This is a genomic window from Sphingobium sp. B11D3B (assembly GCF_025961735.1).
Taxonomy (GTDB): Bacteria; Pseudomonadota; Alphaproteobacteria; order Sphingomonadales; family Sphingomonadaceae; genus Sphingobium.
The window spans coordinates 2,601,798-2,624,471 of record NZ_JAOQOF010000001.1; the positions used below are offsets into that span (position 1 = coordinate 2,601,798).

The 22,674-nt window shown below is 66.1% G+C and carries 18 protein-coding genes; 9 read left to right on the forward strand and 9 right to left on the reverse strand.

Going from position 1 to position 22,674, the window contains the following annotated elements:
• The first annotated feature begins 1 nt into the window (after window position 1).
• Genes kdpC through M2333_RS12025 form a run of 3 tightly spaced genes read left to right on the forward strand, consistent with a single transcriptional unit; the run spans window position 2 to window position 4,001 of the window.
• The gene (gene kdpC / locus M2333_RS12015) at window positions 2–592 is read left to right on the forward strand and encodes a potassium-transporting ATPase subunit KdpC (RefSeq protein WP_264576724.1); all 591 of its coding nucleotides are present in this window, start codon (window positions 2–4) and stop codon (window positions 590–592) included.
• The gene (locus M2333_RS12020) at window positions 589–3,258 is read left to right on the forward strand and encodes a sensor histidine kinase (RefSeq protein WP_264611922.1); all 2,670 of its coding nucleotides are present in this window, start codon (window positions 589–591) and stop codon (window positions 3,256–3,258) included. Before kdpC ends, M2333_RS12020 begins: the two co-directional genes overlap by 4 nt.
• Window positions 3,255–4,001, forward strand: coding sequence for a response regulator (locus tag M2333_RS12025; RefSeq protein ID WP_264611923.1), 747 nt, complete (start codon window positions 3,255–3,257; stop codon window positions 3,999–4,001). Before M2333_RS12020 ends, M2333_RS12025 begins: the two co-directional genes overlap by 4 nt.
• A gap of 262 nt (window positions 4,002–4,263) precedes the next feature.
• On the opposite strand, the gene M2333_RS12030 is transcribed toward M2333_RS12025, so the two are convergent.
• The 6 genes from M2333_RS12030 to M2333_RS12055 all read right to left on the reverse strand — a co-directional run bounded on the left by M2333_RS12030 (window position 4,264) and on the right by M2333_RS12055 (window position 15,451).
• A complete protein-coding gene (locus tag M2333_RS12030; protein WP_264611924.1) occupies window positions 4,264–5,931 on the reverse strand; it encodes a tannase/feruloyl esterase family alpha/beta hydrolase in 1,668 nt (555 codons plus the stop codon).
• A gap of 19 nt (window positions 5,932–5,950) precedes the next feature.
• Entirely contained in the window at window positions 5,951–7,552 is a 1,602-nt protein-coding gene (locus tag M2333_RS12035; protein WP_264611925.1) for a carboxylesterase/lipase family protein, read from the reverse strand.
• A 60-nt stretch (window positions 7,553–7,612) separates the two neighbouring features.
• Window positions 7,613–10,462 (reverse strand): TonB-dependent receptor domain-containing protein, encoded by a 2,850-nt coding sequence (locus tag M2333_RS12040; RefSeq protein ID WP_264611926.1) that lies wholly within the window; start codon window positions 10,460–10,462, stop codon window positions 7,613–7,615.
• A 389-nt stretch (window positions 10,463–10,851) separates the two neighbouring features.
• Window positions 10,852–12,432, reverse strand: a complete 1,581-nt coding sequence (gene guaA / locus M2333_RS12045) for a glutamine-hydrolyzing GMP synthase (RefSeq protein WP_264571370.1) — start codon at window positions 12,430–12,432, stop codon at window positions 10,852–10,854.
• 53 nt (window positions 12,433–12,485) lie between these two features.
• Window positions 12,486–13,061 carry a hypothetical protein gene (locus M2333_RS12050; protein WP_264578018.1) on the reverse strand — a complete coding sequence of 192 codons (576 nt, stop codon included), beginning with the start codon at window positions 13,059–13,061 and terminating at the stop codon, window positions 12,486–12,488.
• A gap of 50 nt (window positions 13,062–13,111) precedes the next feature.
• Window positions 13,112–15,451 carry a prolyl oligopeptidase family serine peptidase gene (locus M2333_RS12055; RefSeq protein WP_264611927.1) on the reverse strand — a complete coding sequence of 780 codons (2,340 nt, stop codon included), beginning with the start codon at window positions 15,449–15,451 and terminating at the stop codon, window positions 13,112–13,114.
• A gap of 140 nt (window positions 15,452–15,591) precedes the next feature.
• On the opposite strand from M2333_RS12055, the gene M2333_RS12060 reads away from it, so the two are divergent.
• Both M2333_RS12060 and M2333_RS12065 read left to right on the forward strand, forming a co-directional pair.
• Window positions 15,592–16,200, forward strand: coding sequence for a flavodoxin family protein (locus M2333_RS12060; protein ID WP_264611928.1), 609 nt, complete (start codon window positions 15,592–15,594; stop codon window positions 16,198–16,200).
• Between the two features lie 105 nt (window positions 16,201–16,305).
• On the forward strand, window positions 16,306–17,886 hold the full coding sequence (locus M2333_RS12065) for an SLC13 family permease (protein WP_264611929.1): 1,581 nt from the start codon (window positions 16,306–16,308) through the stop codon (window positions 17,884–17,886).
• On the opposite strand, the gene dinB is transcribed toward M2333_RS12065, so the two are convergent.
• A complete protein-coding gene (gene dinB, locus M2333_RS12070) occupies window positions 17,883–18,980 on the reverse strand; it encodes a DNA polymerase IV (protein WP_264611930.1) in 1,098 nt (365 codons plus the stop codon). The two genes, M2333_RS12065 and dinB, sit on opposite strands and share 4 nt — an antisense overlap.
• 48 nt (window positions 18,981–19,028) lie before the next feature.
• Here dinB and M2333_RS12075 point away from each other — a divergent pair, with 48 nt between their 5' ends.
• Window positions 19,029–19,457, forward strand: coding sequence for a GFA family protein (locus M2333_RS12075; RefSeq protein WP_264611931.1), 429 nt, complete (start codon window positions 19,029–19,031; stop codon window positions 19,455–19,457).
• Between the two features lie 154 nt (window positions 19,458–19,611).
• The gene (locus tag M2333_RS12080) at window positions 19,612–19,923 is read left to right on the forward strand and encodes a GIY-YIG nuclease family protein (RefSeq protein ID WP_264611932.1); all 312 of its coding nucleotides are present in this window, start codon (window positions 19,612–19,614) and stop codon (window positions 19,921–19,923) included.
• A 133-nt stretch (window positions 19,924–20,056) separates the two neighbouring features.
• Here the strand turns inward: M2333_RS12080 and M2333_RS12085 are convergent, their stop codons facing one another.
• Together M2333_RS12085 and M2333_RS12090 are read right to left on the reverse strand one after the other, a co-directional pair.
• Window positions 20,057–20,608, reverse strand: a complete 552-nt coding sequence (locus M2333_RS12085) for a YceD family protein (protein WP_264611933.1) — start codon at window positions 20,606–20,608, stop codon at window positions 20,057–20,059.
• Between the two features lie 4 nt (window positions 20,609–20,612).
• Window positions 20,613–21,128 carry a ubiquinol-cytochrome C chaperone family protein gene (locus tag M2333_RS12090; RefSeq protein WP_264611934.1) on the reverse strand — a complete coding sequence of 172 codons (516 nt, stop codon included), beginning with the start codon at window positions 21,126–21,128 and terminating at the stop codon, window positions 20,613–20,615.
• Window positions 21,129–21,306: 178 nt separating this feature from the next.
• Between M2333_RS12090 and M2333_RS12095 the strand changes: the two genes are divergently transcribed.
• On the forward strand, window positions 21,307–21,783 hold the full coding sequence (locus tag M2333_RS12095) for an outer membrane protein assembly factor BamE (RefSeq protein ID WP_264571380.1): 477 nt from the start codon (window positions 21,307–21,309) through the stop codon (window positions 21,781–21,783).
• A gap of 113 nt (window positions 21,784–21,896) precedes the next feature.
• The gene (locus M2333_RS12100; RefSeq protein WP_264611935.1) at window positions 21,897–22,664 is read left to right on the forward strand and encodes a hypothetical protein; all 768 of its coding nucleotides are present in this window, start codon (window positions 21,897–21,899) and stop codon (window positions 22,662–22,664) included.
• Window positions 22,665–22,674 lie beyond the last annotated feature (10 nt).

A 22,674-nucleotide genomic window follows, 5' to 3' on the forward strand; every position in this document is an offset into this window, starting at 1 on the left:
CATGAACAAGGACATTCTCACCGCGCTCAGACCGGCTTTGGTCATGACAGCGCTCTTCGCCCTCCTGCTGGGGCTCGCCTATCCACTCGCGCTCACCGGCATCGGCCAGCTGATCTTTCCATCACAGGCCAATGGCAGCCTGGTCGAACAGAAGGGCAAGCCGGTCGGCTCGCGCCTGATCGGGCAGGCGTTCACGGCGGATCGCTATTTCCACCCCCGCCCCTCGGCGGCGGGCGACGGCTATGATGGCATGGCATCTTCCGGCTCCAACCTCGGCCCGACCAGCCGCGCGCTCATCGACCGTGTGCAGGCAGACATAGCCACGCTGGAACGGACCAATCCCGGCAAGCGGGTGCCGGCCGATCTGGTCACGGCATCCGGCTCAGGCCTCGATCCGCACATCACCCCGCAGGCGGCCTACTATCAGGTGGACCGGATTGCCCGTGCGCGCGGCTGGGACGCAGCCAGGGTCCGGTCCCTTGTCGACCAGAGCATCGAACAACCGCTGCTCGGTGTTCTGGGTGAGCCGCGCGTCAATGTGCTGGAAATCAATCGACGTCTGGACGGAATCGGCGCTACCACGCCGTCATGAGCGATCCAGACCGCCGCGATCCGGAAGCCTTTCTGCGTCAGGCGACGCAGGAAGGTCGCGGCCGTCTCAAGATCTTCCTGGGAGCTGCTCCGGGCGTCGGCAAAACCTACGAGATGCTGACCGACGGCATGCAGCGGCTCAGGGCCGGGATCGACGTCGTGGTCGGCATCGTCGAGACCCATGGCCGCAAGGAGACCGAGGCGCTGCTGATCGGGCATGAGGTCATCCCCCGCCGCGCCGTCGAGCATAAAGGGCACCGGCTCGGCGAGATGGACATCGACGCCATCCTCGCACGCCGCCCCCAGCTCGTGCTGGTGGATGAGCTGGCGCACAGCAATGCGCCGGGCAGCAGGCATCCCAAACGCTATCAGGATGTCGAGGAACTGCTGGATGCGGGCATCGACGTCTATTCCACGGTCAATATCCAGCATGTCGAGAGCCTCAACGACGTCGTCGCCTCCTTCACCCGCGTCCATGTGCGCGAGACCGTGCCCGATTCCATCCTCGAAATGGCCGAGATCGAGGTGGTCGATATTCCGCCGGACGAACTGATCGAGCGCCTGAAAGAGGGCAAGGTCTATATTCCGCAGGAAGCGAGCCGCGCGCTCAACCATTTCTTCTCGAAGTCCAACCTCGCGGCCCTACGCGAGATGGCGCTGCGGCGCGCCGCGCAAGCCGTCGATGCCCAGATGCTCGATTATGTTCGCGCCCATGCCCTGGCCGGCAGTTTCGCGGCGGGGGAACGCATTCTGGTCGCGATCAGCGAAGTCACCAGCGCGCAGGGCCTCGTGCGCGCGGCCAAGCGGCTCGCCGATGCGCTCAAGGCGCCGTGGTCCGCCGTCCATATCGAGACCCAGCGCAGCCTCTCCTTTACCCCCAAAGAGCGGGAGCAGCTGGCCGATACCATGGCGCTCGCATCCCGCCTCGGCGCCACGACCGCGACCATCCCCGCGACCTCCGTCGTCGAGGGGCTGAAAGATTATGTGGCCGACGCCCGCGCGACCCAGATCGTGATCGGCAAATCGGCGCGCCCCTGGTGGTTCGAGCTGCGCCATGGCTCCGTCGTCGACAAGCTGGTGCGCGAGATCGGGGATGTCGCGGTGCATGTCCTGCCCGGCGATGCCGTCACGCCCGGCCCGCAGGCGGTGCGCCAGCGTTTTCGTCAGGGATGGGGCAAACCGTCCCACTATCTCTGGTCGGCGGTGATGATCGCCGCGATGACGGCGCTCGGCAGGCTGCTCATCGAGGCGATCGACCTCAGCAATATCGCGCTCATGTACCTCGTGCCCGTCATGTTCGCCGCCGCCAGCTATGGCCTGCGGGCGGGGCTGGTCTCCGGCCTGCTTTCGAGCCTCGCCTACAACTTCTTCTTCCTGCCGCCGACCGGCACGCTGACGGTCAATAATCCCGAGAATGTCGTCAGTATTCTGGTGCTGCTGGGTGTGGCGATCGTGACCAGCCAGTTCGCCGCGCGCGTCCGCGCCCAGGCCGACCTTGCTCAGTCCAGCGCGCGCCAGAACGCGGCTCTTGCAGGGTTTTCCCGGCAAATCACCGCCTCGGCGAGCCAGGAGGAGCTGATGCACGCCATCTGCGCGGAAGTCGGCCGCCTGCTCCAACTGCGCACCGTGCTGCTGCTGCCATCGCCGGACGGCCCGCAACTGCGCGCGGCGGTGCCACCTGAGGATCGGCTCGAACAGATCGAGAAGGCCGCCGCGCAATGGGCGATGGACAATGAGCAGCCGGCCGGGCGCGGATCGTCTACGCTTACCGCCTCGGACTGGCTGTTCCATCCGCTGCGGACCAAGCGCGGCGTGCTCGGCGTGCTGGGTCTGGCCCGGGAAGATGCCGGGCCACCGCTGCGCTCCGATCAGGTTCCGCTTCTGATGAGCCTGCTCGATCAGGCCTCCATCGCCTTCGATCGCATGGCGCTGGAGCAGGAGATGCTGGATGCGCGACAGATCAAGGAGCGCGACAGGCTCCGCGCGGCGCTGCTCTCCTCGGTCAGCCACGATTTACGGACACCGCTGACGACCATCCTCTCCGCGGTCCACGAGCTGAAACGCCAGCATCCCTCCGATCTGCTCGATACCGTCGATGCCGAAGCGCAAAGGCTGAACCGCTTTGTCGCCAACCTGCTGGACATGGCGCGGGTGGAGGCCGGCGCCTTGCCGCTCAAGGTCGAGCCGACCGACCTCTTCGACGCGGTCGCGGGCGCCGTGCATGATACGCGCCAGTCCCTGCAGGGCCATGCGGTCGAGGTGGAGATCGCACCCGACATTCCGCTGGTCCGTGTCGACCCGACGCTGCTTCATCACTGCCTCATCAACCTGCTGGATAATGCAGGTCGCTATGCCCATCCCGGAACGCCCGTGATCGTGCGCGGCCAGCGCCTGCCCGATGCGATCGCCCTGTCAGTGGTCGATGAAGGGCCGGGCATTCCGGCGGGCGCAGAAGCGCGGGTGTTCGATACCTTTACGCGGCTGGAAGGCTCCGACCGGGCCAAGCATGGCACCGGCCTTGGCCTCGCCATCGTGAAAGGCTTTGCCGAGGCCATGGGCCTGACTGTGTCCGCCGCCAACAATGCCGAGCCGCGCGGCGCCGCCTTCACGATCATGATCCCGCAAGCGCTGATCATCTCCGACGTCCCCCATGAGGATCTCTTATGAACGTCCGCCACAAGGTGCTGATCGTCGATGACGAGCCGCATATCCGCAAGCTCATCCACACCGCGCTGACTCGGGCCGATTACGCCGTCGTCGAAGCGGAGAATGCGCGCGAAGCGATGGAGCGGCTGAAGGCGGAGCGACCGGATATCAGCCTCCTCGATCTGGGACTGCCCGACCGCGACGGCCTCGAACTGGTGCCGCTGTTCAAGCAGCAGTCGGACACGACGCTGATCATCGTCTCGGCCCGCGACGCGACGGACCAGAAGGTCGCCGCGCTCGATCTGGGTGCGGACGATTATCTGACCAAGCCGTTCGATACCGACGAGCTGCTGGCGCGCGTTCGGGTGGCGCTGCGCAATCGCATGGCCAAGGATGGCGGGGCGTCCATGGTGCGGGCGGGCGACGTGGAAATCGATCTTTTGAACAGGGTCGTGCTGAAGGCGGGGAAGGAAGTGCACCTGACGCCCAAGGAATATACCGTGCTCGCCCAGCTCGCCAAATTCCCCGGCCGCGTGATCACGCATCAGCAGATCATGGCCCATGCCTGGCCGCACGAAAAGGCGCATCATGTGGAGTATCTGCGCGTGCTCGTCCGCACGCTGCGCCAGAAGCTGGAAGCCGATCCCCAGCGTCCCCGGATCATCGGCAACGAGCTTGGCATCGGCTATCGCCTGCGCTTCAATGTCGAAGGCGAGACGGAAGAGTTCGCCGCAGGAGACACAGCGGCGACGTCCGGCGGATAAGGAGCGGGCGAACCGCCGTCGGATCAATCCTCGCGGCAGCCTTCCCGATCTGCGCCAGAGCTGCGGCTCGCTTGCGCTCACTCCAAGGGCACAGCAGCGCATCGCCGATCAGGAGCAGGCGTTCGTCGGGGCGGGGGACGCTCATGGCGACCGCGACCAGCGTCTGCTCGCGCAGGCCGGCAGCTTACGAGATCGCGGCGGTATCACGCGTTGTGATACCATCCACCCTTGGCCCGCCCCGCGCCGGTCAGGAGAGAGCGGATCAACGCCCCGTCAGCGGGCGCGCCTTGGCGTGGGAGCCGGGCCAGTCGAAGCCGTCTTGCGGCTCCGTCTTGGGCGCGACCGGCTCGAAGGAGGCTGCCGCATTCACGTCGCCGCCCCGATAACGGGTGAGCATGGGATAGGCATAAAGCGGCCGATGACGTACCACCCCATCGTCAAGGCGCGCGCTGGCCACCACGGCGTCCGGCGCCTTGCCTTCTTCCACCCAGAGCACCACTGCGCCCAGGAAATCCTGATCATAGGGAATATAGCCGCCCGCGCAGTGATAACCGCCGGGCACGAGGAACATGCGGGCGAAGGCGCGGGCCGCGTCCAGGCCACCGGCGTGGTCGCGCACGGCCTGATAATAGTCGAGCATACCATAAGCGCCGGCGGCATTGTCCGCCACGCCCTGCCACATCAGCAGCTTGCCGCCGGCGTCGCGGAAGGCCGAGAGGTCCGGGTTGCCGGCATCGTAGAGTTCGCCCCCCTTGAGCAGCCGCTGCAGGCTTTCGCGGGAGAAGGTCCAGTCGCGCCAGGTGAAGTCGGCCGGGAGTTCGCCTTGCAGCAGCAGATATTGCAGGAAGGATTGTGCCGCGAACTTGCCCGTCTGCGTCGGCGCACCGCGGCCAACCCAGCCCAGTTCGGCGCCATAAGGCGCGCCACCGGGGAAGAGGGACTGGCCATCGGCATCGGTCGGGCCGCGATAATAAGCGCGGGCCGCTACGACCTGATCGGCATTGAGGCAGTTAGCCTGCCCCGCCGCGCCCGGACGGCAGGCGAGCTTTGCCGGGTCGTATCGGCAGCGGCGCGGATCGTCGATCTGGCCATCGGTGATGCCATCCAGCCCGTCGCAGGCCTTGATGACGGCGGCGTGCAGCAGTTCGACGGCCTGCGGCGTGAAAATCTCGCGCCCATCGGGATAAAGCCCCTGCTGCGCTTCCCACAGGAAGAGCTGCATCGCCGCCGGCATGGCGACCGACGAGCCGGCCACGACGCCATCGAAATCGTTCGGATAGCGCTGGACCTCCATCAAGGCTTCCCGCCCGCCGCCCGAGCAGCCGACGAAATAGCTGTAAGCCGGGGGCACGCCGTAAAATTGCGCGATGATCGCCTTGGAAGCGACGGCGACGGCGTGGGCCGCCTTGTGCGCGAACTGCTCGCGCAGTTCCGGCGCGCCGACCGCCCATGTGCTATCGCCGATGCCGGCGCTGTGATGGCCGCCATTGTTGAAGGCGACGGCAAAGCTGCCATCGGCGATATGCGCATTGCTGCAGAGCGGCGTCACCTCGCGGCCGATCACTCCGCACATGCCCCCGCAGCCCCCTTGCAGGAACCGCCCGGCATAGCCGGCCATCGGCAGTCTCAGCTCAAACTCGGTCTGCGGTGCCGTGTAGGCCTTGACGAGGCAGACGCCCGGTGTCGCCGCGCTGGCCCCTTCTACCGTCGCCGAGCGCACGCGATAGACGATGTCCTCCGCTTGCTGGGAGACCGGCTTGACGAGGTCACCGCAGGGCATTTGCGGCGCACTGGCCGGGCGAGCCGGGAGCGTGAACGGCGTGGCCTCGCTCTTCGGCGCGGCCATAGCGTGCGGCGCGGCGACAAGGGCCACCAGCACGAGCAGGATGACAGCAAGCACGGCCCGCGTGGCAGACCGAGCAGACGTCACAACCCGAATGGGAAAGGCCTCAGGCATAGCGGGCAATCAGCGCTTGTTCGGCACCGAGCGGATCGGCGCTGGCTGCGTACTCCGTGTCGAACACCATGGTCATCCGCTGGTCCTGTCCATAAGCCGGCCAGAGCGGCAGGCAATCGCCATTCGGATCGCCGGTCCGCGCGAAATTGGCCCAATAGCGGCTCATGCCGTCGGCCAGATGCTGGGCATTGGCCATGCGCTCGCCGACGCTGCCATAGCTCTCCGTTACCATATCGAACACCATCGGCACCTCGATGCCGTGCGGGCTGCGCATCCGCCCGCCCTGCGCCGGGGACTGCCAGTTGACGAGATAGGCATAGGCCGGCTTCGTCGCGCCCGCCGCGCGGGTTTCCGCGACGATGCGGGCATTGCGGCCCATGCCGGCCTCGGTCGTGATGGCGAAGAAGATGTCGCTCGCCGTGGCCTTGGGGTGCAGTTTGCGGAACCCCTCGATCAACGGCGCCGGCGATGCCACGCGGCCTTCCAACGCCGCCGGCAGACTTGTCCAGTCGAGATCGAAGGCGCCGGGCGGCGGGAACAGCACGGTCGTCTCCGCACTGGTATGGCCAACCATCACCGGAATGTCGGGCGAGACCGCCGGAAGATCGGGCGCAAACGGTGTCCGCGCCACGACAGTGCCATCGGCGACCAGCCCCGGCCCGCGCACGGGATTGCCGCCAGTGATCTCCTGCAGGCCGGCAAGCAGGCGCTCGATGGGGATGGCGCGCAGCGCCTCCACGTCCCCGGCCCGCACACCCACGGCCTTGCACAGGGAGGCAGTGATCCGCTCCGCCTCGTCGCGCGCGACAGTGGTGGTGCCAAAGCCGCTTTGCAGAATTGCGCGGTGAAACAGCCCCTTGGCCGCCGGCATCGCCATCAGCCCCGCGACCTTGAGGCCGCCGCCGGAATGGCCGAAGATCGTCACATTCTGCGGATCGCCACCGAACGCGGCGATATTGTCACGCACCCACTGCAGGGCGGCGACCATATCGAGCTGCCCCGGATTGGCGGCGACGCTGCGATCGCGGGTGAGATCGCCGAAATAGAGATAGCCGAACAGGTTAAGCCGGTGATTGACGGCCACGACGACGACATCCTGCCGCGCCGCCAGATTGCGCCCATCGGTAACCGGCGTTGCCCCGGAGCCGACCGCGAGGCCGCCACCATGCAGCCACACCATCACCGGGCGCTTCTTCCCGTCGGCAAGGCCCGGGGTCCATACATTGAGCGCGAGGCAATCCTCGCCCGAGGCCTTGGGCTCACGCCAGGAGGAGAAGCCCGGCCCGTCCGGTCCGTCCGGCAATTGCGGGCTGCGCAGGCCATAGTCGACCGCATCGCGCACGCCGCTCCAAGCCTGGGGCGGCTGCGGGGCAGCAAAACGGTTCCGGCCCGCCGTCGAGGCGCCATAGGGAATGCCGCGGAAGACATTGATGCCGTATTCGCACCGACCGCGCACTTGCCCGTGCGTGGTCGTTGCGATCGGTGCCGCTGCGGCCAGTGCGGGACGGGCAAGCAGTCCGCCCAGCCCCGCCGCACAGCTTATCGAAAAAGCCCGGCGGCTGATGCCTTTGGCCGGAAAAGCATCCTCGCGCATTGCGCCCTCTCCATAAAAAGCGAAAGCCCCGGCCAAGGTCGGGGCTTTCAGGATTTTTGATCAGAAGACGACCCGTGCGCCCATGCGGTAACGGCGCCCGACATTGTCGTAGTAGACGGCGTTGTTGTTGCCGTTCCAGTAGGGCGGCGGCATCACGTCGAACAGGTTGTAGACGTTGGCGAACAGCTCAACCTTCTTGCTGCCTTCGCTCATCAGATCGAACGTCACGCCGACGTTCGTGTAGAAGCGCGACGGCACGCGGTTGGTGTTGATGCTGTTGGGCAGGGTGATGCTGTAACCGGCATCTTCCGGGCCGATCAGCGTCGCATCATATTTACCGCTCGAGAGATAGCGGCCCTGCAGGTTCACACCCAGGCGACCCATATCGAGGCTCACCATGCCATCAAGGATCCAGGACGGGATACCGGACGCGCTGTTGTCCCCGGCGCGATCGATGCCCGGCAGGGCGCTGTTGGTGAAGTCGATCGTGTGGGTGGCGAGCAGCCGGAAATCGACCGAACGCTCACCGCCGAACGGCAGGTTGTAGCCCGCCTCGAAGTCAACGCCGCGCAGCTGCTGACGATTGAGGTTCAGGAAGAGAACCGAAATCGTGTCCACGAAGTTGTTGGCGTCGCGCTGGACCAGCGAGCAGACATCGGCAGCACCGGTCGTGTTGCAGGTGTTGAGGATGACCTGCGCCGACAGCGTGGCAATCGCATCGTTGATGCGGATGTTATAATAGTCGGCCGAGAAGCGCAGGCCCTGCAATGCGCCCTGCGGCTGCAGGGTAAAGCCAGCGGTGAACGTGTTGGCCGTTTCCGGACGCAGCCGGACATTGCCGCCGGTGAGCACGTTCATGAACTTCTCGGCGCCCTTGACCGTGTCATAGAACACGCCGACCCCGCTGACGGGCGTCGTGAACAGCTCGGACGTGTTGGGCGCACGGAAGTCGCGCGAGTAGGTCGTCCGCAGCATCGCCCAGTTGACCGGCTTGTAGGTCGCACCGACCTTCCACGTGGTGGCGTTGAACGTGTTGCTGCCTGCGGCGCCTTCGTTCTTGTAATGGGCCTGGCGGATGGCACCGTTCAGGTCCAGCGACCCGACAGCGCTCTCGCGCAGCAGGGGCACGCCCAGCTCGACATAGCCTTCGACGACGCTGGTGTTACCGGCCGACGGCGTCTGGTTGAACACATAGAAGCCGTTGGCGGCCGAAATCGGATCGACCCGGATGTCGAGCGTGTTGCGACGCCCTTCCACACCGACCGCGAAGGCGACCGGGCCGGCCCAGGTCTCGAACGGCGTGCCGTTGATGTTCACAGCACCAGCGAGCTGGGTGTACTTGTTGTCCTGCCAGGTGGTGCCGAAGGCGTAGTTCTTCGCGGCCTGCGAATATTGGCCCTGACCCAGGATGTTGAGCGCGACGCACGACGGATCGTTATTGTTGGGATTGCTGTCCGCATTGATCCGGCAGACCGGGCCATTGGGGCCGGCCACCGCGTCGACGGCATTGGCGTAGCGCGCATTGATGCGATTGTTGATGGTGTTCTGCTTGTAAGCCGTCTCACCATATTGCGCATGAGCATCCCACGACCAGCCGCCGCCCAGATCGCCCTGTGCGCCGCCGACGATGCGATAGGTGTCACGGATCGACGTGCTGTCCATGCGGCCGAAATCGACGCCGAGCTTGCCGACGCTGATCGCGGCGATGCCGTTGTTCTGCATCGTGGTACGGATGGAGGCGGGCAGGAAGGGATTGTCGACGGCAATGTTGGAAGCCGCGCGAATTTCCGGGCCCCGCGTGAAGCCATCGACATGGCCATAGCTGCCTTCGAGGAAGGCGGTGAAGGCTGGCGAGAACTCATATTCCAGATGCGCGAAGGTGTTGTAGCGCGTCACCGGGATGGAGAGGAGCGGATCGTCGAAGAAGGCGTTGAGGCCTTCGCCCGAGCCGCCCTGCTGGAAGAGGCCGCTGGCGTTCTGGCCGTAGACGAACTGCGTGGGCGAGCCATTGGGGCCGAACTGAATGCCGTCCAGCACGCCGCCGCGCGCCGGCGTGGACGTGCCTGCGCCGTTGATGGTCGCGGTGATAAGGCCGCCCGGGGTCAGCGTCGCGGTGCGCATGCCGGTGATGATGTTGTGAGCGGGACGACCGCCGAGGCCCGGCACGTTGGTCAGGTCGCCGACTTCATTGCCGCAGAAATCGCGGGTGTAGCAGCCGCCGGTGCCTTCGTCCTTGTTGTACTCGGCGCCGAAGATGAAGCGACCGCGATCATCGGCGAAGCGCTTGCCCGCGCCGATCTGCCAGAAATACTGGTCGCCATCGCCGCGATCGGTCACGCCGTAGCCGGCCGTCGCCTTGAGGCCATCGAGACGGGTGTCGAGGCGCAGGTTGATGACGCCCGAGACAGCGTCCGAACCATAAGCAGCCGACGCGCCGCCGGTGACGATTTCCGTGCTGCGGATCAGCAGGGTCGGCATCATGTTGAGGTCGATGCTGCCGGTCGAGGTGCTGGGCGTGAAGCGCCGGCCATCGAGCAGCACCAGCGTGCGCGAGGCACCGAGACCGCGCAGGTCCGAGATGCGAGCGCCGGCATTGGCCGGGAAGATGTTCTGCGTGTTCGGCGTGCTGGACGGGCGGAAGGACGGCAACTGGGCCAGCGCCTCACCGACGGTGGGCGACGCGATCTTTGCGATCCGGTCTGCATCCATCACCGTGACCGGCGTCGGCGCGGTAAAGCCGGTGGCGCTCAGGCGCGTGCCGGTAACCACGATGCTTTCGGCGTCGGCCTCATCGGCCTGGGGCGCGTCCTGCGCCATCGCCGGCACACTTGCCGCCACCGCGCAGATTGCTGCCGTGATCAGCAGAGAATCGCGCAATCCACGCGTTTTGGCTGACACTTGCTCGTTCATAACATCCCCTCTTTCGGACAATTGCGCCCGCCTCCCTGGCGAGCATGCTCGATTCAATCGATTGCAGACCATTATCTGTCAAATGTTGTTGAGATGTCAATATATGATGTAGAAACTTCAACAAATAGCGTGGGCGCTGGCGGCAGATTTTGGTGCTTTCCGTTGAAATCACGCCAATTTTCCGCGCCGCAATTTTCGGTCATCGGATATTATTTGTCGGGGTAATAGAGAGGATCGCCTTTATCCCCGGTATGGGCGGGACGGCATCAAGCTGTCACGATCACCACCGAGCCGCCGGGATCGCCAATTCGCGCGTAGATAAAAGCCAACCCGGAGACTCGCGGCCTCCGGGAGTTTAGCAAGATACCCGTGCGTAGCTTATGCCGATTTCATTCCCACTCGATCGTGCCCGGCGGCTTGCTGGTATAGTCGTACACCACCCGGTTGATGCCCTGCACCTCGTTGATGATCCGCGTCGCCACGCGGCTGAGGAAGGCCGCGTCGAAGGGGTAGATGTCGGCCGTCATGCCGTCGGTGGAGGTCACCGCGCGCAGGGCGAGGACATTGTCGTAGGTCCGCCCGTCGCCCATCACGCCGACGCTGCGCACCGGCAACAGCACCGCGAAGGCCTGCCAGATCGCGTCATAAAGCCCGGCGTTGCGGATTTCCTCGAGGTAGATGGCGTCCGCCTTGCGCAGCACGTCGCAGCGCTCCTTGGTCACCTCGCCGGGGATGCGGATTGCGAGACCCGGGCCGGGGAAGGGATGGCGACCGACGAAGATGTCCGGCAGCCCCAGCTCGCGGCCCAGATCGCGCACCTCGTCCTTGAAGAGTTCGCGCAGCGGCTCGACCAGCTTCATGTTCATGCGCTCAGGCAGCCCGCCGACATTGTGGTGGCTCTTGATCGTCACGCTCGGCCCGCCGGTGAACGAGACGCTCTCGATCACGTCCGGGTAGAGCGTGCCCTGCGCGAGGAAATCCGCGCCGCCGATCTTGCGGGCTTCCTCCTCGAACAGGTCAATGAAGGCCTTGCCGATGAACTTGCGCTTGGCTTCCGGATCGGTGACGCCGGCGAGGCCGCCGAGGAAGGTCTCGCTCGCATCCACATGGACCAGCGGGATGTTGTAATGCCCCCGGAACAGGCTGACGACCTGCTCGGCCTCGGCATGGCGCATCAGGCCATGATCGACGAACACGCAGGTGAGCTGCTCGCCGATCGCCTCGTGGATCAGCACGGCGGCGACCGCCGAGTCCACACCGCCGGAGAGGCCGCAGATCACCCGGCCGGAGCCGACCTGCTCGCGGATTTCCTTGATCTTGGTCGCACGGAACTCCGCCATGGTCCAGTCGCCGGCACAGCCGCAGACATGGCGCACGAAATTGGCGATCAGCTTGCCGCCGTCGGGCGTATGCACCACCTCGGGGTGGAACTGCGTGCCATAATAGCGCTTCTCGTCATTGGCGATGAGCGCGAAGGGCGCGCCGTCCGATGTCGCCACGATGCGGAAGCCCGGCGCAAACTTGGTCACCTTGTCGCCATGGCTCATCCAAACCTGATGGCGCTCGCCTGTCTCCCACAGCCCGTCGAACAGGACGCAGGGCTCGGTGACGGTAAGGAAGGCGCGGCCGAACTCGCCGCCCTCGCCCGTCTCATGGCCGGGCCGCACTTCACCACCGAGCTGATGGCTCATCACCTGCTGGCCATAGCAGATGCCGAGGATCGGCAGGCCGCTCTCGAACAGCTCCTGTGGCGCGCGCGGGCTCCCCTCGTCGCACACACTGGCGGGCGAACCGGAGAGAATGATGCCGCGCGGCTTCATCCGCTGGAAGGCGGCCAGCGCCTGCGTGAAGGGGGCGATCTCGGAATAGACCCCGGCTTCGCGCACGCGGCGCGCAATGAGCTGCGTCACCTGGCTGCCGAAGTCGACGATGAGGATGGAATCGGGGTGAGCTGAGGAATGTGCTGACATGGGCAGCGGATAAGACGGGCAGGCTGGCCTGTCCAGCCTGTCCGCAAGCCTCGTCAGCCGAAGGTGACGCCGTCCACCCGGCCATCGTCCCAGATGCAGCGGAAACTGCGCAGGCGGCCTTCGCCGGCCCTGAAGTTCGACCGCATGCTCAGCGTGCCGGTCACATCCCAGCCGGAACCGAACGGCCGCGCGCCGGTGATGTCCCGCACCTCGGCATAATTGCCATCGCGCGAGGCCTGATCGCGCGCCGCGATGGCGCAGGCGTCGACCGCCGCGTCTTCATCGTCCAGCGCCTGACCCGCGGGGCGCCCATCATAGCCGTCGTCATAGCGGTCATTGCGATAGTCGCCGGCGCGATCATCATAGCGCGGGTCATAGCCGCGATCGCCCGGCCGGCGCGTGGGATAGCGGTCCGCATCGCGCTGCCTGGCAGCCGCCGTCGCGATCGCTGCGATCAGCCCGACGCCGATGATCGCGCCGATGACGGCGCCGCTATTGTCATGACCGCGATGATGGCGCGGATACCGATCCCAGCGGCCATCATAGCCGCGCGCAGAGGCGGGCGTCGCAGAGCCCATGACCATCGCCCCGGCCGCAGCGGCCAAGGCAAGTTTGGAGTGAACGTTCATCGGCGGATCGCTTCCTGGCAACACCGGCAACAGCATCGCCGGCGAGAGCGTTATCGCACCGGGTCGATGAGCGCGGGCTGAATAGCGACCGGGCCCGCACTGGCGCTCTCTGTGGGCGCGGTGGAGCGGTCTGACCGCGGCCGTAGCGTCAGTCCGGTCCAATAGGCCGCAAAGCTGTACATATCCGCATATTCGTCGACGATTTTGTCGGTCGGGCGATTGATGCCATGGCCTGTGCCGGTGTCCACGCGAATCAGCCTTGGCCTTTCGCCGAGCGCCGCCGCCTGCAGGGCTGCGGCATATTTGAAGCTGTGGCCGGGCACCACGCGGTCGTCGCTATCCGCCGTGGTCACGAGAATGGCGGGATAGTCCGCCTCACTGCGGATATTGTGATAGGGCGAGTAAGCAAGCAGCGTGCGGAAATCCGCCTCCCGGTCGGGCCGGCCATAATCGTCCACCCAAAAGGCGCCAGCCGTGAACTGGTCGAACCGCAGCATGTCCATCACGCCGACACCGGGCAGGGCGGCGGCGAACAGGTCGGGCCGCTGATTGACCACGGCCCCCACCAGCAGACCGCCATTGGAGCGCCCCTCGATGGCCAGCTGGTTGGCGCCGGTATAGCCCTGGGCTTTGAGATATTCGGCCGCTGCGATGAAATCATCGAAGGTCGTCTGCTTGTTGGCGCCCCGCCCGGCATCGTACCAGGCCTTGCCGAACTCCCCGCCGCCCCGCACGCCGGCAATGGCGAGCACGCCGCCCTGCTCGACCCAGGCAAAGCGGGTGGGCGAGAAGCTGGGCGTCTGCGCGACGTTGAAGCCACCATAGCCATAGAGCAGGGTCGGTGCCGGCATGCCCGCACGGGCGAGATCGCGCCGCCGCACGATGAACATCGGCACCGCTATGCCATCGCGCGCGGGGTAGAAGACCTGCTCCGTCACATAATCCGCCGGATCGAAGCCGAGCGCGGAGCGGGCGAAGATGCTGGTTTCGCCGGTTTCGACATTGAAGCGGTAGATCGTCGGCGGCTGGGTAAAGCTGGAGAAGGCGTAGAAGGTTTCCGGATCGCCGGGCCGGCCGCTGAAGCCTGCGGCTGCGCCCAGCCCGGGCAGCGGCACATCGCCCTGACGCTTGCCGGCGAGATCCGTGATTTCCGCGACGATCCGCCCATCCACGATGTAGGCGAGCACAAGCCGGCTGCCGATCATCGATCCCCCGGCCAGCGTCTGCGGCCGCTCCGCGACGACCTCGGCCGGGCGGCGGCGCGGATGGCCGGCATCGATGGTCACGATCCGTCCGTTGGGCGCCTTTGCATCCGTGCGGAAATAGAGCCGATCGCCAAGCTGGCCGATCATCTGCCACGCATTGCGCAGCCCCCGCACCAGCGTCACGGGCCGGGCGTCCGGCACGGTCAGGGGGATCAGCACCAGTTCGGCGGTTTGCTCGGTGCCCATTTTCGAGCTGATCAGCAGCCAGCGACCGTCCGCCGTTACCTCGGCGCGGTGAAGCAGCCGGGGCCGATCCGGCGTGGCATAGACCAGCCGGTCCTGCGCCTGCTCGGTGCCCAGCGCGTGAAACCAGACCTGCTGGTTCTCGAACGAGGGATCACGCCCGCCCTCAGTCGGCGCGGCAAAGCGCGCATAATAAAAGCCCCTGCCCTCGTGGTTCCAGGCCAGCGCCGAATAGCGCACCCAGGCCACCTGGTCAGGCATCAGCGCGCCGCTCTCGACATCCAGCACCCGCACAATCCGCCAGTCGCTGCCCCGCTCCTGAAGCGCCAGCAGCAGCGCTCGCCCGTCCCGCGAAGGCAGCCACTCGGCGAGCGCAACCGCGCCATCGGTGGAGAGCCTGTTGGGATCGATCAGCAGACGCTCCGCCCCATTCACGGCCTCGCGCACATAGATGGGCGAGAAATTCTCGCCCTTGCTGCGCGTGTAGAAATAGCGCTCGCCGGCCTTGCGCGGATTTCCGAAGCGCTCATAGCCATGCAGCGTCGCCATGCGGGCACGCAACGCCTCCCGGCCCGGCAAGGATTTGAGGTAGCGGAAGGTCGTCTCATTCTCCGCCGCAATCCACGCCTGCACATCGGCATCGTGGCGCGGGTTGCCCTCCAGCCAGCGATAGGGATCGGCGACGGGCACGCCAAAATGCGTCTCGGTCAGGTCGAGGCGGCGGGCTTGCGGGTAGCTAAGCGCTGGCAGGCGGGGCGCCGGGCCGATCCGCAGCGCACCCGGCTTGGCAGCGGAATCCACGGCCCGACCCGCGGCTGCGTCCGTCGTGATGACGACGGCGGCGTCCTCGGCCGCAGCAGCGCCCGGCTGCGCCTGCGCAGGCAGCGCCATGAAGGCCAGCAGCAGGGCGGCAACAGGCAGGCGAAAGGGAACGGCCAACATCCTCAATGCCCTTGGGAAAACGGGCTTGCGGCGCGCGATAGCCCTGCGGCCGCCCGCGTGCAATGGCGCAGGACAGGGCGGTGAACTCTCTGCGGGCTGGGGTGTTGTGTGTGAGGGGGGGACGGACACGGAGCACCAGCATGACCCTGAAGGCCCTCGCCCTCAACTGCACCCTGAAAGCCGATAGCAGCGAACCCTCATCAACGGACGCGATGATCGCGGTTCTGGCCGACGCCTTCGCCGAACATGATGTGACACTGAGCGAAACCGTGCACGTTGCTGCGCTCAACATCCTCCCCGGCGTCACGTCCGATGAAGGCAAGGGCGATGATTGGCCGGCCTTGCGCGAGAAGATCCTGGCGCACGACATCCTCATCTTCGGCGGGCCGATCTGGATGGGCCAGCTTTCCAGCATCGCCAAGCGCGTGCTGGAGCGGATGGACGCTTTTCTGAGCGAAACCGACGATGCGGGCCGGATGCCGAGCTATGGCAAAGTCGCCGTCGCCGCCATTGTCGGCAATGAGGATGGTGCCCATTTCTCCAGCGCGCAACTCTTCCAGGCGCTGAACGATGTCGGCTGGACGATCCCCGCCGTCGCCGCCTGCTATTGGGTGGGAGAGGCGATGGGGAGCACGGATTTCAAGGACCTCAAGTCGACACCCAAACCGGTGAGCAAGACCGCCGGCATGGTGGCATCTAATGCCGCGCACCTCGCGGGCCTGCTGAAGGATAGCCCCTACCCCGGCTGACAGGCCGGATGCCAGCCGCCACCCCAGTCGGCATTCCAGCCGGGAGCGGCTTGCCACGCCGCCGCTCCTGCCGCACATTCGCGCGGGACAGGGAGCGGGGGCAAGGTGGCACCATCATCGCAAGAGAGTGAACCGACCGGGCAGCAGGGCGATGGCGACCATGCCACGACCGCGCGCTCGCCCCGCAAGATCTGGACCTTGCGCGCGCTCGGCCTGGCCGGCGCAGCGCTGGTCTGGCTCACGCTGGGCGATGCGCAGGGTCTGTCGCCGGAGGGCCGCTGGGTCGCCGCCGTCGCGACGTTGATGGCGCTCTGGTGGATCACCGAGGCCGCACCGATCGCCGTTACCGCACTGCTGCCGATCCTGCTCTTCCCCATGGCGAGCGACCGCAGCGTCGCGCAGGTTGCGGCGCCCTATGCCAGCCCGATCATCTTCTTGTTCCTCGGCGGCTTTCTGCTCGCCATCGCCATGCAGAAATGGCAGCTCCACCGCCGCGTCGCGTTGCTCACGCTCCGCCGGGTCGGCACCAGCCCGCGCCAGATCGTGCTGGGCCTGATGCTGACGACGGGTTTTGTCTCCATGTGGGTCTCCAACACGGCGGCGACGCTCATGATGCTGCCGATTGCGTTCTCCGTTCTCACGCTGGTCTGTGATCGCCGCGACGAAACCGGGGCACTCGCCTGCGATGGCGCATCCGCCGTGGCACCCAGGGAGCTCGCGAATTTCGGCGCGTGCCTGATGCTCGCCATTGCCTGGTCATCCAGCATGGGCGGCGTGGGCACGCTGCTCGGCAGCCCGCCCAATGCCATCGTGGCCGGCTATATCGAGAAGGAACTGGGCCGGCAGGTCGATTTCCTGAACTGGATGCTGGTCGGCGTGCCGATTGCCTTCAGCTTCATTCTCATTGCGTGGCTGCTGATGACGCGGGTCTTCTATCGGTTCACCTTCGGCGAGGTGCCGGGCGGCCGCGCGCTCATTGACCGGGAGCTGGCCGGCCTCGGCCGGTTCAGCCGCAGCGAATTGCTGGTGACCCTCGTCTTTTGCTGTGCGGTCTTCTTCTGGGTCGTGCCCGGCGTGGTCGGCGCCATTCTCGGCAGCAAGGCCGATCTTGGCTGGTTCGGGCGCCTTGATGACAACGCCATTGCACTCGCCGCCGGCTTGGCACTTTTCCTGCTGCCCGGCGAGGGCCGAGGGCAGATGCTGCTCAACTGGAAGGATGCCGAAAGCGGCGTGCCCTGGGGCGTGCTGGTGCTGTTCGGTGGCGGCCTGAGCCTTGCCGGGGAGGTCGTCGCCAGCGGGCTCGATGGCTGGCTGGGTGCGCAAGTGAGCGGGCTTGGTACGCTGCCGATCCTGCTCCTCGTCATCGCCGTCGTGACGCTGATCGTCTTCCTGAGCGAGGTGACCAGCAACACGGCCACCGCCGCCACCTTCATTCCCGTGCTGGGCGCCGTGGCGCTCGGCATCGGGGCCGATCAGATGACCTTGCTCATCCCCGCCGCCTTCGCCGCCACGCTCGCCTTCATGCTGCCGGTCGGCACCCCGCCCAATGCCATCGTGTTCGGCACCGGGGCCGTCACCATGGGGCAGATGGTCCGCGGCGGGTTCATCCTGAACCTCGTCGGCATCGTGCTCATCACCTTCTTCTGCTGGCTGCTCGGCGGCCTGGCGCTCGGCCTGCGCTTCTAGCCGAAGGCGAGGCTGAGCTGCGGCGTCTCGTCCGGCTCTTCCCGGTCGGCGTCGATCAGGTTGGAGAGGCCCAGCCCCAGCAGCCGCGCGCCGACCGGCAGCGGCAATTGCGCGCGGAGGAGATCGGCGCCGATCGCGAACAGATCCTCGGCGTCGCCCGGCGGCGCGGGCAGCGAGCGCGAGCGGGTGAGGATGCGGAAATCCCCCAGCTTGATCTTGAGCGTGACGGTGCGCCCCAAGGCCCGGCTCGCTGTGACCCGGCCCCACAGGCGCGCTGCGATCTTCTCAAGCTCCGCCAGCAACAGGCCTTCCGCGCCGATATCGCTGGCGAAGGTATCTTCCACGCTGATCGACTTGCGCGACTCCCGGTCGCGCACCGGGCGCTCGTCCAGCCCGCGCGCCGCGCCGAAGTAGAATGCCGCCGCCTTGCCGAAATGGCGCTGCAGCGCCGGCAGCGGCCACTCTTTGAGGTCCGCGCCGCTATGAATGCCCAGCGCCGCCATGCGCCGCGCCGTCACGGGGCCGACGCCATGAATGCGCGACACCGGCATCGCCGCCATGAACGCCTCGGCCTCATCGGGGCGCACGACGCACAAGCCATCGGGCTTGTTCTGGTCCGATGCGAGCTTGGCGATCAGCTTGTTACACGAAACGCCGGCCGAGGCGGTTAGCCCCGTCTCCTCGCGAATCATCCGCCGGATTTCCTGCGCGACATAAGTGGCGGAGGCGACGCCCGGCTTGTTGCGCGTCACATCGAGATAGGCCTCGTCCAGCGAGAGCGGCTGGATGATGTCGGTAAAACGCTCGAAGATCGCGCGGATTTGCTGCGAGACGGCGCGATAGGCCTCGAAGCGCGGCCGCACGAAGATGAGCTCCGGGCAGAGCCGGCGCGCCTTGCCGCCCGGCATGGCCGAGCGCACGCCGAACACGCGCGCCTCATAGCTCGCCGCTGCCACCACGCCGCGCGGCCCGCCGCCGCCGACAGCCACCGGCAAGCCGCGCAGCGCCGGATCGTCGCGCTGCTCGACCGACGCGTAAAAGGCGTCCATATCGATATGGATGATCTTGCGATCCTGCTCGGGCGTCTGCGCCATGCCCCCTGTTATGCCATGGCAACCGCGCGAACGAAAGAGGAACGAAGCATGGACCTGAATGTCACTGAGATCGATGGCGCCTGCCACTGCGGCACGGTGCGCTTTCACGTGCGCCTGAAGGACGGCCTGCGCTCGGCACGCCGATGCACCTGCTCATATTGCCGGATGCGCGGCGCCATCGCCGTCTCCGCCCGGATCGAAGACCTGCAGGTGACGGCTGGCGAGGAATCGCTGCGCTGCTACACCTTCAACAGCGGGATCGCGCAGCACCATTTCTGCGGAACCTGCGGCATCTACACCCATCACCGGCGCCGCTCGAACCCCCATGAATATGGCGTCAATGTCGCCTGCCTGGCGGGGATCAGCCCGTTCGACTTTGCCGAGGTTATCGTGAATGACGGGGTGGCGCATCCCTCCGACACTGGCGTGTCACGGATCGCAGGTGTGTTGCGGTTTATCCCGGCGAACGGGGCCTAGCTCGGCGGCGTCGACGAACTTCAAGGTTGGTGGAACGGCGGCTATTGCGCTTTTTTCCCAAAAGCTGCCTTTCCGCACACGACGTCGTTGCGGACGTTCTTGTGCCCTTACCTCGTCATTCCCGCGCACGCGGGAATCTAGCAGCACCGCTGCAATGAGGCGCACCATCGATCCCTATGTTTACCTGTTGGCGTCGCGTCGCAACGGCACGCTCTATGTTGGCGTTACGTCCAATCTGATGCAGCGCGTGGCGCAGCATCGTGAGGGAACCTTCGGCGGCTTTACGGCACAACATGGCGTCAAGGCGCTCGTCTGGTTCGAGCAACACGCTACAATGGAAAACGCGATCTTGCGCGAGAAGCAAATGAAGAAATGGCGACGATCCTGGAAAATCGATTTGATTGAAGAAACCAACCCGGACTGGAAGGATCTGGCAATCGGCCTTGGCTTTCTGCCGCTGGATTGACTGGATTCCCGCGTTCGCGGGAATGACGGAAAGCGATGCATATAGCCTGCCCCCACGCCCATTTAGCCGTTAGTCGCGCATTCTGGGGCGCTTAATAGCGGACAATCTTTCAGCCGAAATCTATCCAAGCGTCCTAGGCACCACCGCCGAGCTTAAGTCCCTTCAGCGCCGCGAAAGGTCCGGCGTCTTCCTCGCTCAGCACGCCCAGCGCGCGCAGCTTGGCGTCGGCGTCCGCGACGCGGGGATAGGGATCGAGGTTCAGGAACAGCGTCTGCGCGACCGTTTCGCCAAGATCGATTCGCTCGTCCTCCAGCGGGAGGATATCGCAATCCTCCTCGCGTAGTTCGATCTCTTCGGCGTCGCTCTCGCCGCTCTCGTCGAGACCGCGTACGAATCGCACGTCCATCGGCACGTCGAGCTCTGCCGGGACATCCTCGTCGGTTGCGACGCAGGCCTGCACCAGCGACGCGCGCACGCGCCCGGTCACCCGACAGCCACCGGCATCCGGCGCCACATGCGCCTGCGCCTCCAGCCAATCGAGGCTGCGCAGGCCAAAGCGGCGCGCGAGCGCGGCCCGCTCTGCGGCATCGGCCTCGACGGTGCGGTCCCGCCGCCCGTCACCCAGCTCATTAAGGCGCAGAATGCGGGAAAATTCCGGCGCGGCGCCTGACGTCGCTTCGCTCACGGCATCACCCCCGCAACTGGCCGGCCAGCAGCGCGCCGCGGCTGCATGCGTTGATCGTCGCGGCCAGCATGCGTACCTGTGCTTCGACATAGGCCAGCGCATCCGCCGCCGGCGCCTCGCCGCGATAGAGGTTGCGCACCAGCGCCTCGCTCAATGAAGCCTCGCCCTGCAAGCTGGCGCGATAGGCGGCAAGCCGGCCACCGAGCGCGCCGACCATGCGGCCGATCTGCTTGCCCACCACCACATCGCCAAAGCCGATCTGGCGGATCTGCCCATCCATATCGTCGATGAACAGCTCGGTCAGCCGCGCCGAATCGTTGGTGGCCTCCAGCGCCTCGAGTCGCAACAGCACCAGCGAGAGGACCAGCGCCACCATGTCGAATCGGCCATCCAGCGTGTCCGCCACCTCGCCTTCCATATACCAATGCGGCTCCCGCGCCGTCGCGACGACAGCGTCGTAAAGCGGGCGCAGATAGGCGCGATCATCCTTGCGGGAAAACAGAGTGGATAAGAGGCTCATGCTCGGTTCAGCTTTGCGGCGGCACAGGAAAGCGCGGACGGGACCGATCAACCATTGGCCCGCGCCAGCACTTGCATATTGATTGCGGCGGCTGGCAATGCAATGGGCGGGTTAGGCGATGCGACGCTTTTTTGATTGGATGTCCGGTTTTTGACCGCATGATTGGCAGGAGACGAGAATGCAGCGTGGCTTGAGGCGGCCGTTTCTGGTCGTGGGCGCAGCGGCCGTCCTTCTGCTGGCGGGCGGCTGCACGCGCATTCGCGCGCATCAGGGCTTCATGATCGACGATCTGATCGTGAGTTCGGTGCTGCCGGGCGTGGACAACAAGGCGTCCGTGGAAGGCGCGCTGGGTCGTCCGACCTTCGTCTCCCAGTTCGGCCCGGAGCGCTGGTATTATGTGGCGCGCGACACCCGCGCGCTGGCGTTCGCCTCCCCGCGTCCGACCGCGCAGACGTTGGTGACCGTGCAGTTCGATGCCAATGGCAATGTCGCGACGATCGATCGCAACGCGACGCTCGATCAGGTCGCCAATATCTCGCCGACCGGCGCCACGACGCCGACGCTCGGCCGCAAGCGCAGCCTGTTCGATGAAATCTTCGGCAATATCGGCGCGGTTGGCGCTGGCGGGGCCGGAGCGGCAGGTCCGTCTCAGTAAATCAGCGCTGCAGGCCTGCCCTCAGTCGGCGCCGGTTCGCGCGCCCGACGGACTGGTTTAGCTTGCATTAACCGCGCCATCGCTTCAAATCGTCCTATAGCGGGAGCGTGGTCATGCAGCATATTGGCGATCTGCAGCCGCTCGAGCGGACTTACGCGCGACGGACTGAGACAGTCGGCCATTACAAGGCCAGCCGGAGCCGCTGGCGATTCGCCATCGGGTCGCTGGAGATCGGCTTCGACCGCGCGAGCGAGCAGCTTCACGCGCGAAGCGGTGTGGATGCCCGGCCCGGCCTTGCCCAAAAGCTCCTGATCGCGGCAGGCATGGTCAGCATCTCATTGCTGGTGATCGCCCTGGCCGGCTGGCTATGGTCGGCACGCGGGCCGATCTGGGGCGGTGAGACGGTATCGGCAGCGATCATCGATCATGCGCCCCGCGCGACCGAAAGCGAAGATGCGACGCCCGCCGGCCAGCAGCCGACCCTGATCCCCGCCGACCGTCCCGCGCCGTTTCTCTCCGCCGTGATTGAAAAGCGCGCGACGGCCCCCGCTTTTGCACCGGCGAAACAGGCCACCGTGCCGATCGCGCAGGGCCAGGCGATTGCGCCCAAGTCCGATGAGGCGCCGACGCTCCCGAGCGCGACCCCGGATGAGGCGATCGTCCAGTCCGGCAACTTCCTGCTGATCCCGGCCGTCGATCGCGCTGTGGGCCTCGCGCTGAAGAGCGGCGATGCGCAGAACTGGATGGCCGGCTCCTATCACGGCATCGTGGTGGTCGGCGACGCCGTGGTCCAAGATGGCAAATCCTGCCGGGACGGCACGATCCTGCTGCGCGACGGCACCATCAAGGGCCGCACCCAGACGTTCCAGCGCTGCCGGTAAGGCGAAGGGA

Coding starts and splice junctions, on each gene's coding strand:
- M2333_RS12050 (WP_264578018.1), bottom strand. CDS start 13,061: ATGAACGTTCACTCCAAACTTGCCTTGGCCGCTGCGGCCGGGGCGATG.
- M2333_RS12040 (WP_264611926.1), bottom strand. CDS start 10,462: ATGAACGAGCAAGTGTCAGCCAAAACGCGTGGATTGCGCGATTCTCTG.
- M2333_RS12020 (WP_264611922.1), top strand. CDS start 589: ATGAGCGATCCAGACCGCCGCGATCCGGAAGCCTTTCTGCGTCAGGCG.
- M2333_RS12090 (WP_264611934.1), bottom strand. CDS start 21,128: ATGAGCCTCTTATCCACTCTGTTTTCCCGCAAGGATGATCGCGCCTAT.
- M2333_RS12080 (WP_264611932.1), top strand. CDS start 19,612: ATGAGGCGCACCATCGATCCCTATGTTTACCTGTTGGCGTCGCGTCGC.
- M2333_RS12035 (WP_264611925.1), bottom strand. CDS start 7,552: ATGCGCGAGGATGCTTTTCCGGCCAAAGGCATCAGCCGCCGGGCTTTT.
- M2333_RS12025 (WP_264611923.1), top strand. CDS start 3,255: ATGAACGTCCGCCACAAGGTGCTGATCGTCGATGACGAGCCGCATATC.
- M2333_RS12055 (WP_264611927.1), bottom strand. CDS start 15,451: ATGTTGGCCGTTCCCTTTCGCCTGCCTGTTGCCGCCCTGCTGCTGGCC.
- M2333_RS12095 (WP_264571380.1), top strand. CDS start 21,307: ATGCAGCGTGGCTTGAGGCGGCCGTTTCTGGTCGTGGGCGCAGCGGCC.
- guaA (WP_264571370.1), bottom strand. CDS start 12,432: ATGTCAGCACATTCCTCAGCTCACCCCGATTCCATCCTCATCGTCGAC.
- dinB (WP_264611930.1), bottom strand. CDS start 18,980: ATGGCGCAGACGCCCGAGCAGGATCGCAAGATCATCCATATCGATATG.
- M2333_RS12060 (WP_264611928.1), top strand. CDS start 15,592: ATGACCCTGAAGGCCCTCGCCCTCAACTGCACCCTGAAAGCCGATAGC.
- kdpC (WP_264576724.1), top strand. CDS start 2: ATGAACAAGGACATTCTCACCGCGCTCAGACCGGCTTTGGTCATGACA.
- M2333_RS12100 (WP_264611935.1), top strand. CDS start 21,897: ATGCAGCATATTGGCGATCTGCAGCCGCTCGAGCGGACTTACGCGCGA.
- M2333_RS12075 (WP_264611931.1), top strand. CDS start 19,029: ATGGACCTGAATGTCACTGAGATCGATGGCGCCTGCCACTGCGGCACG.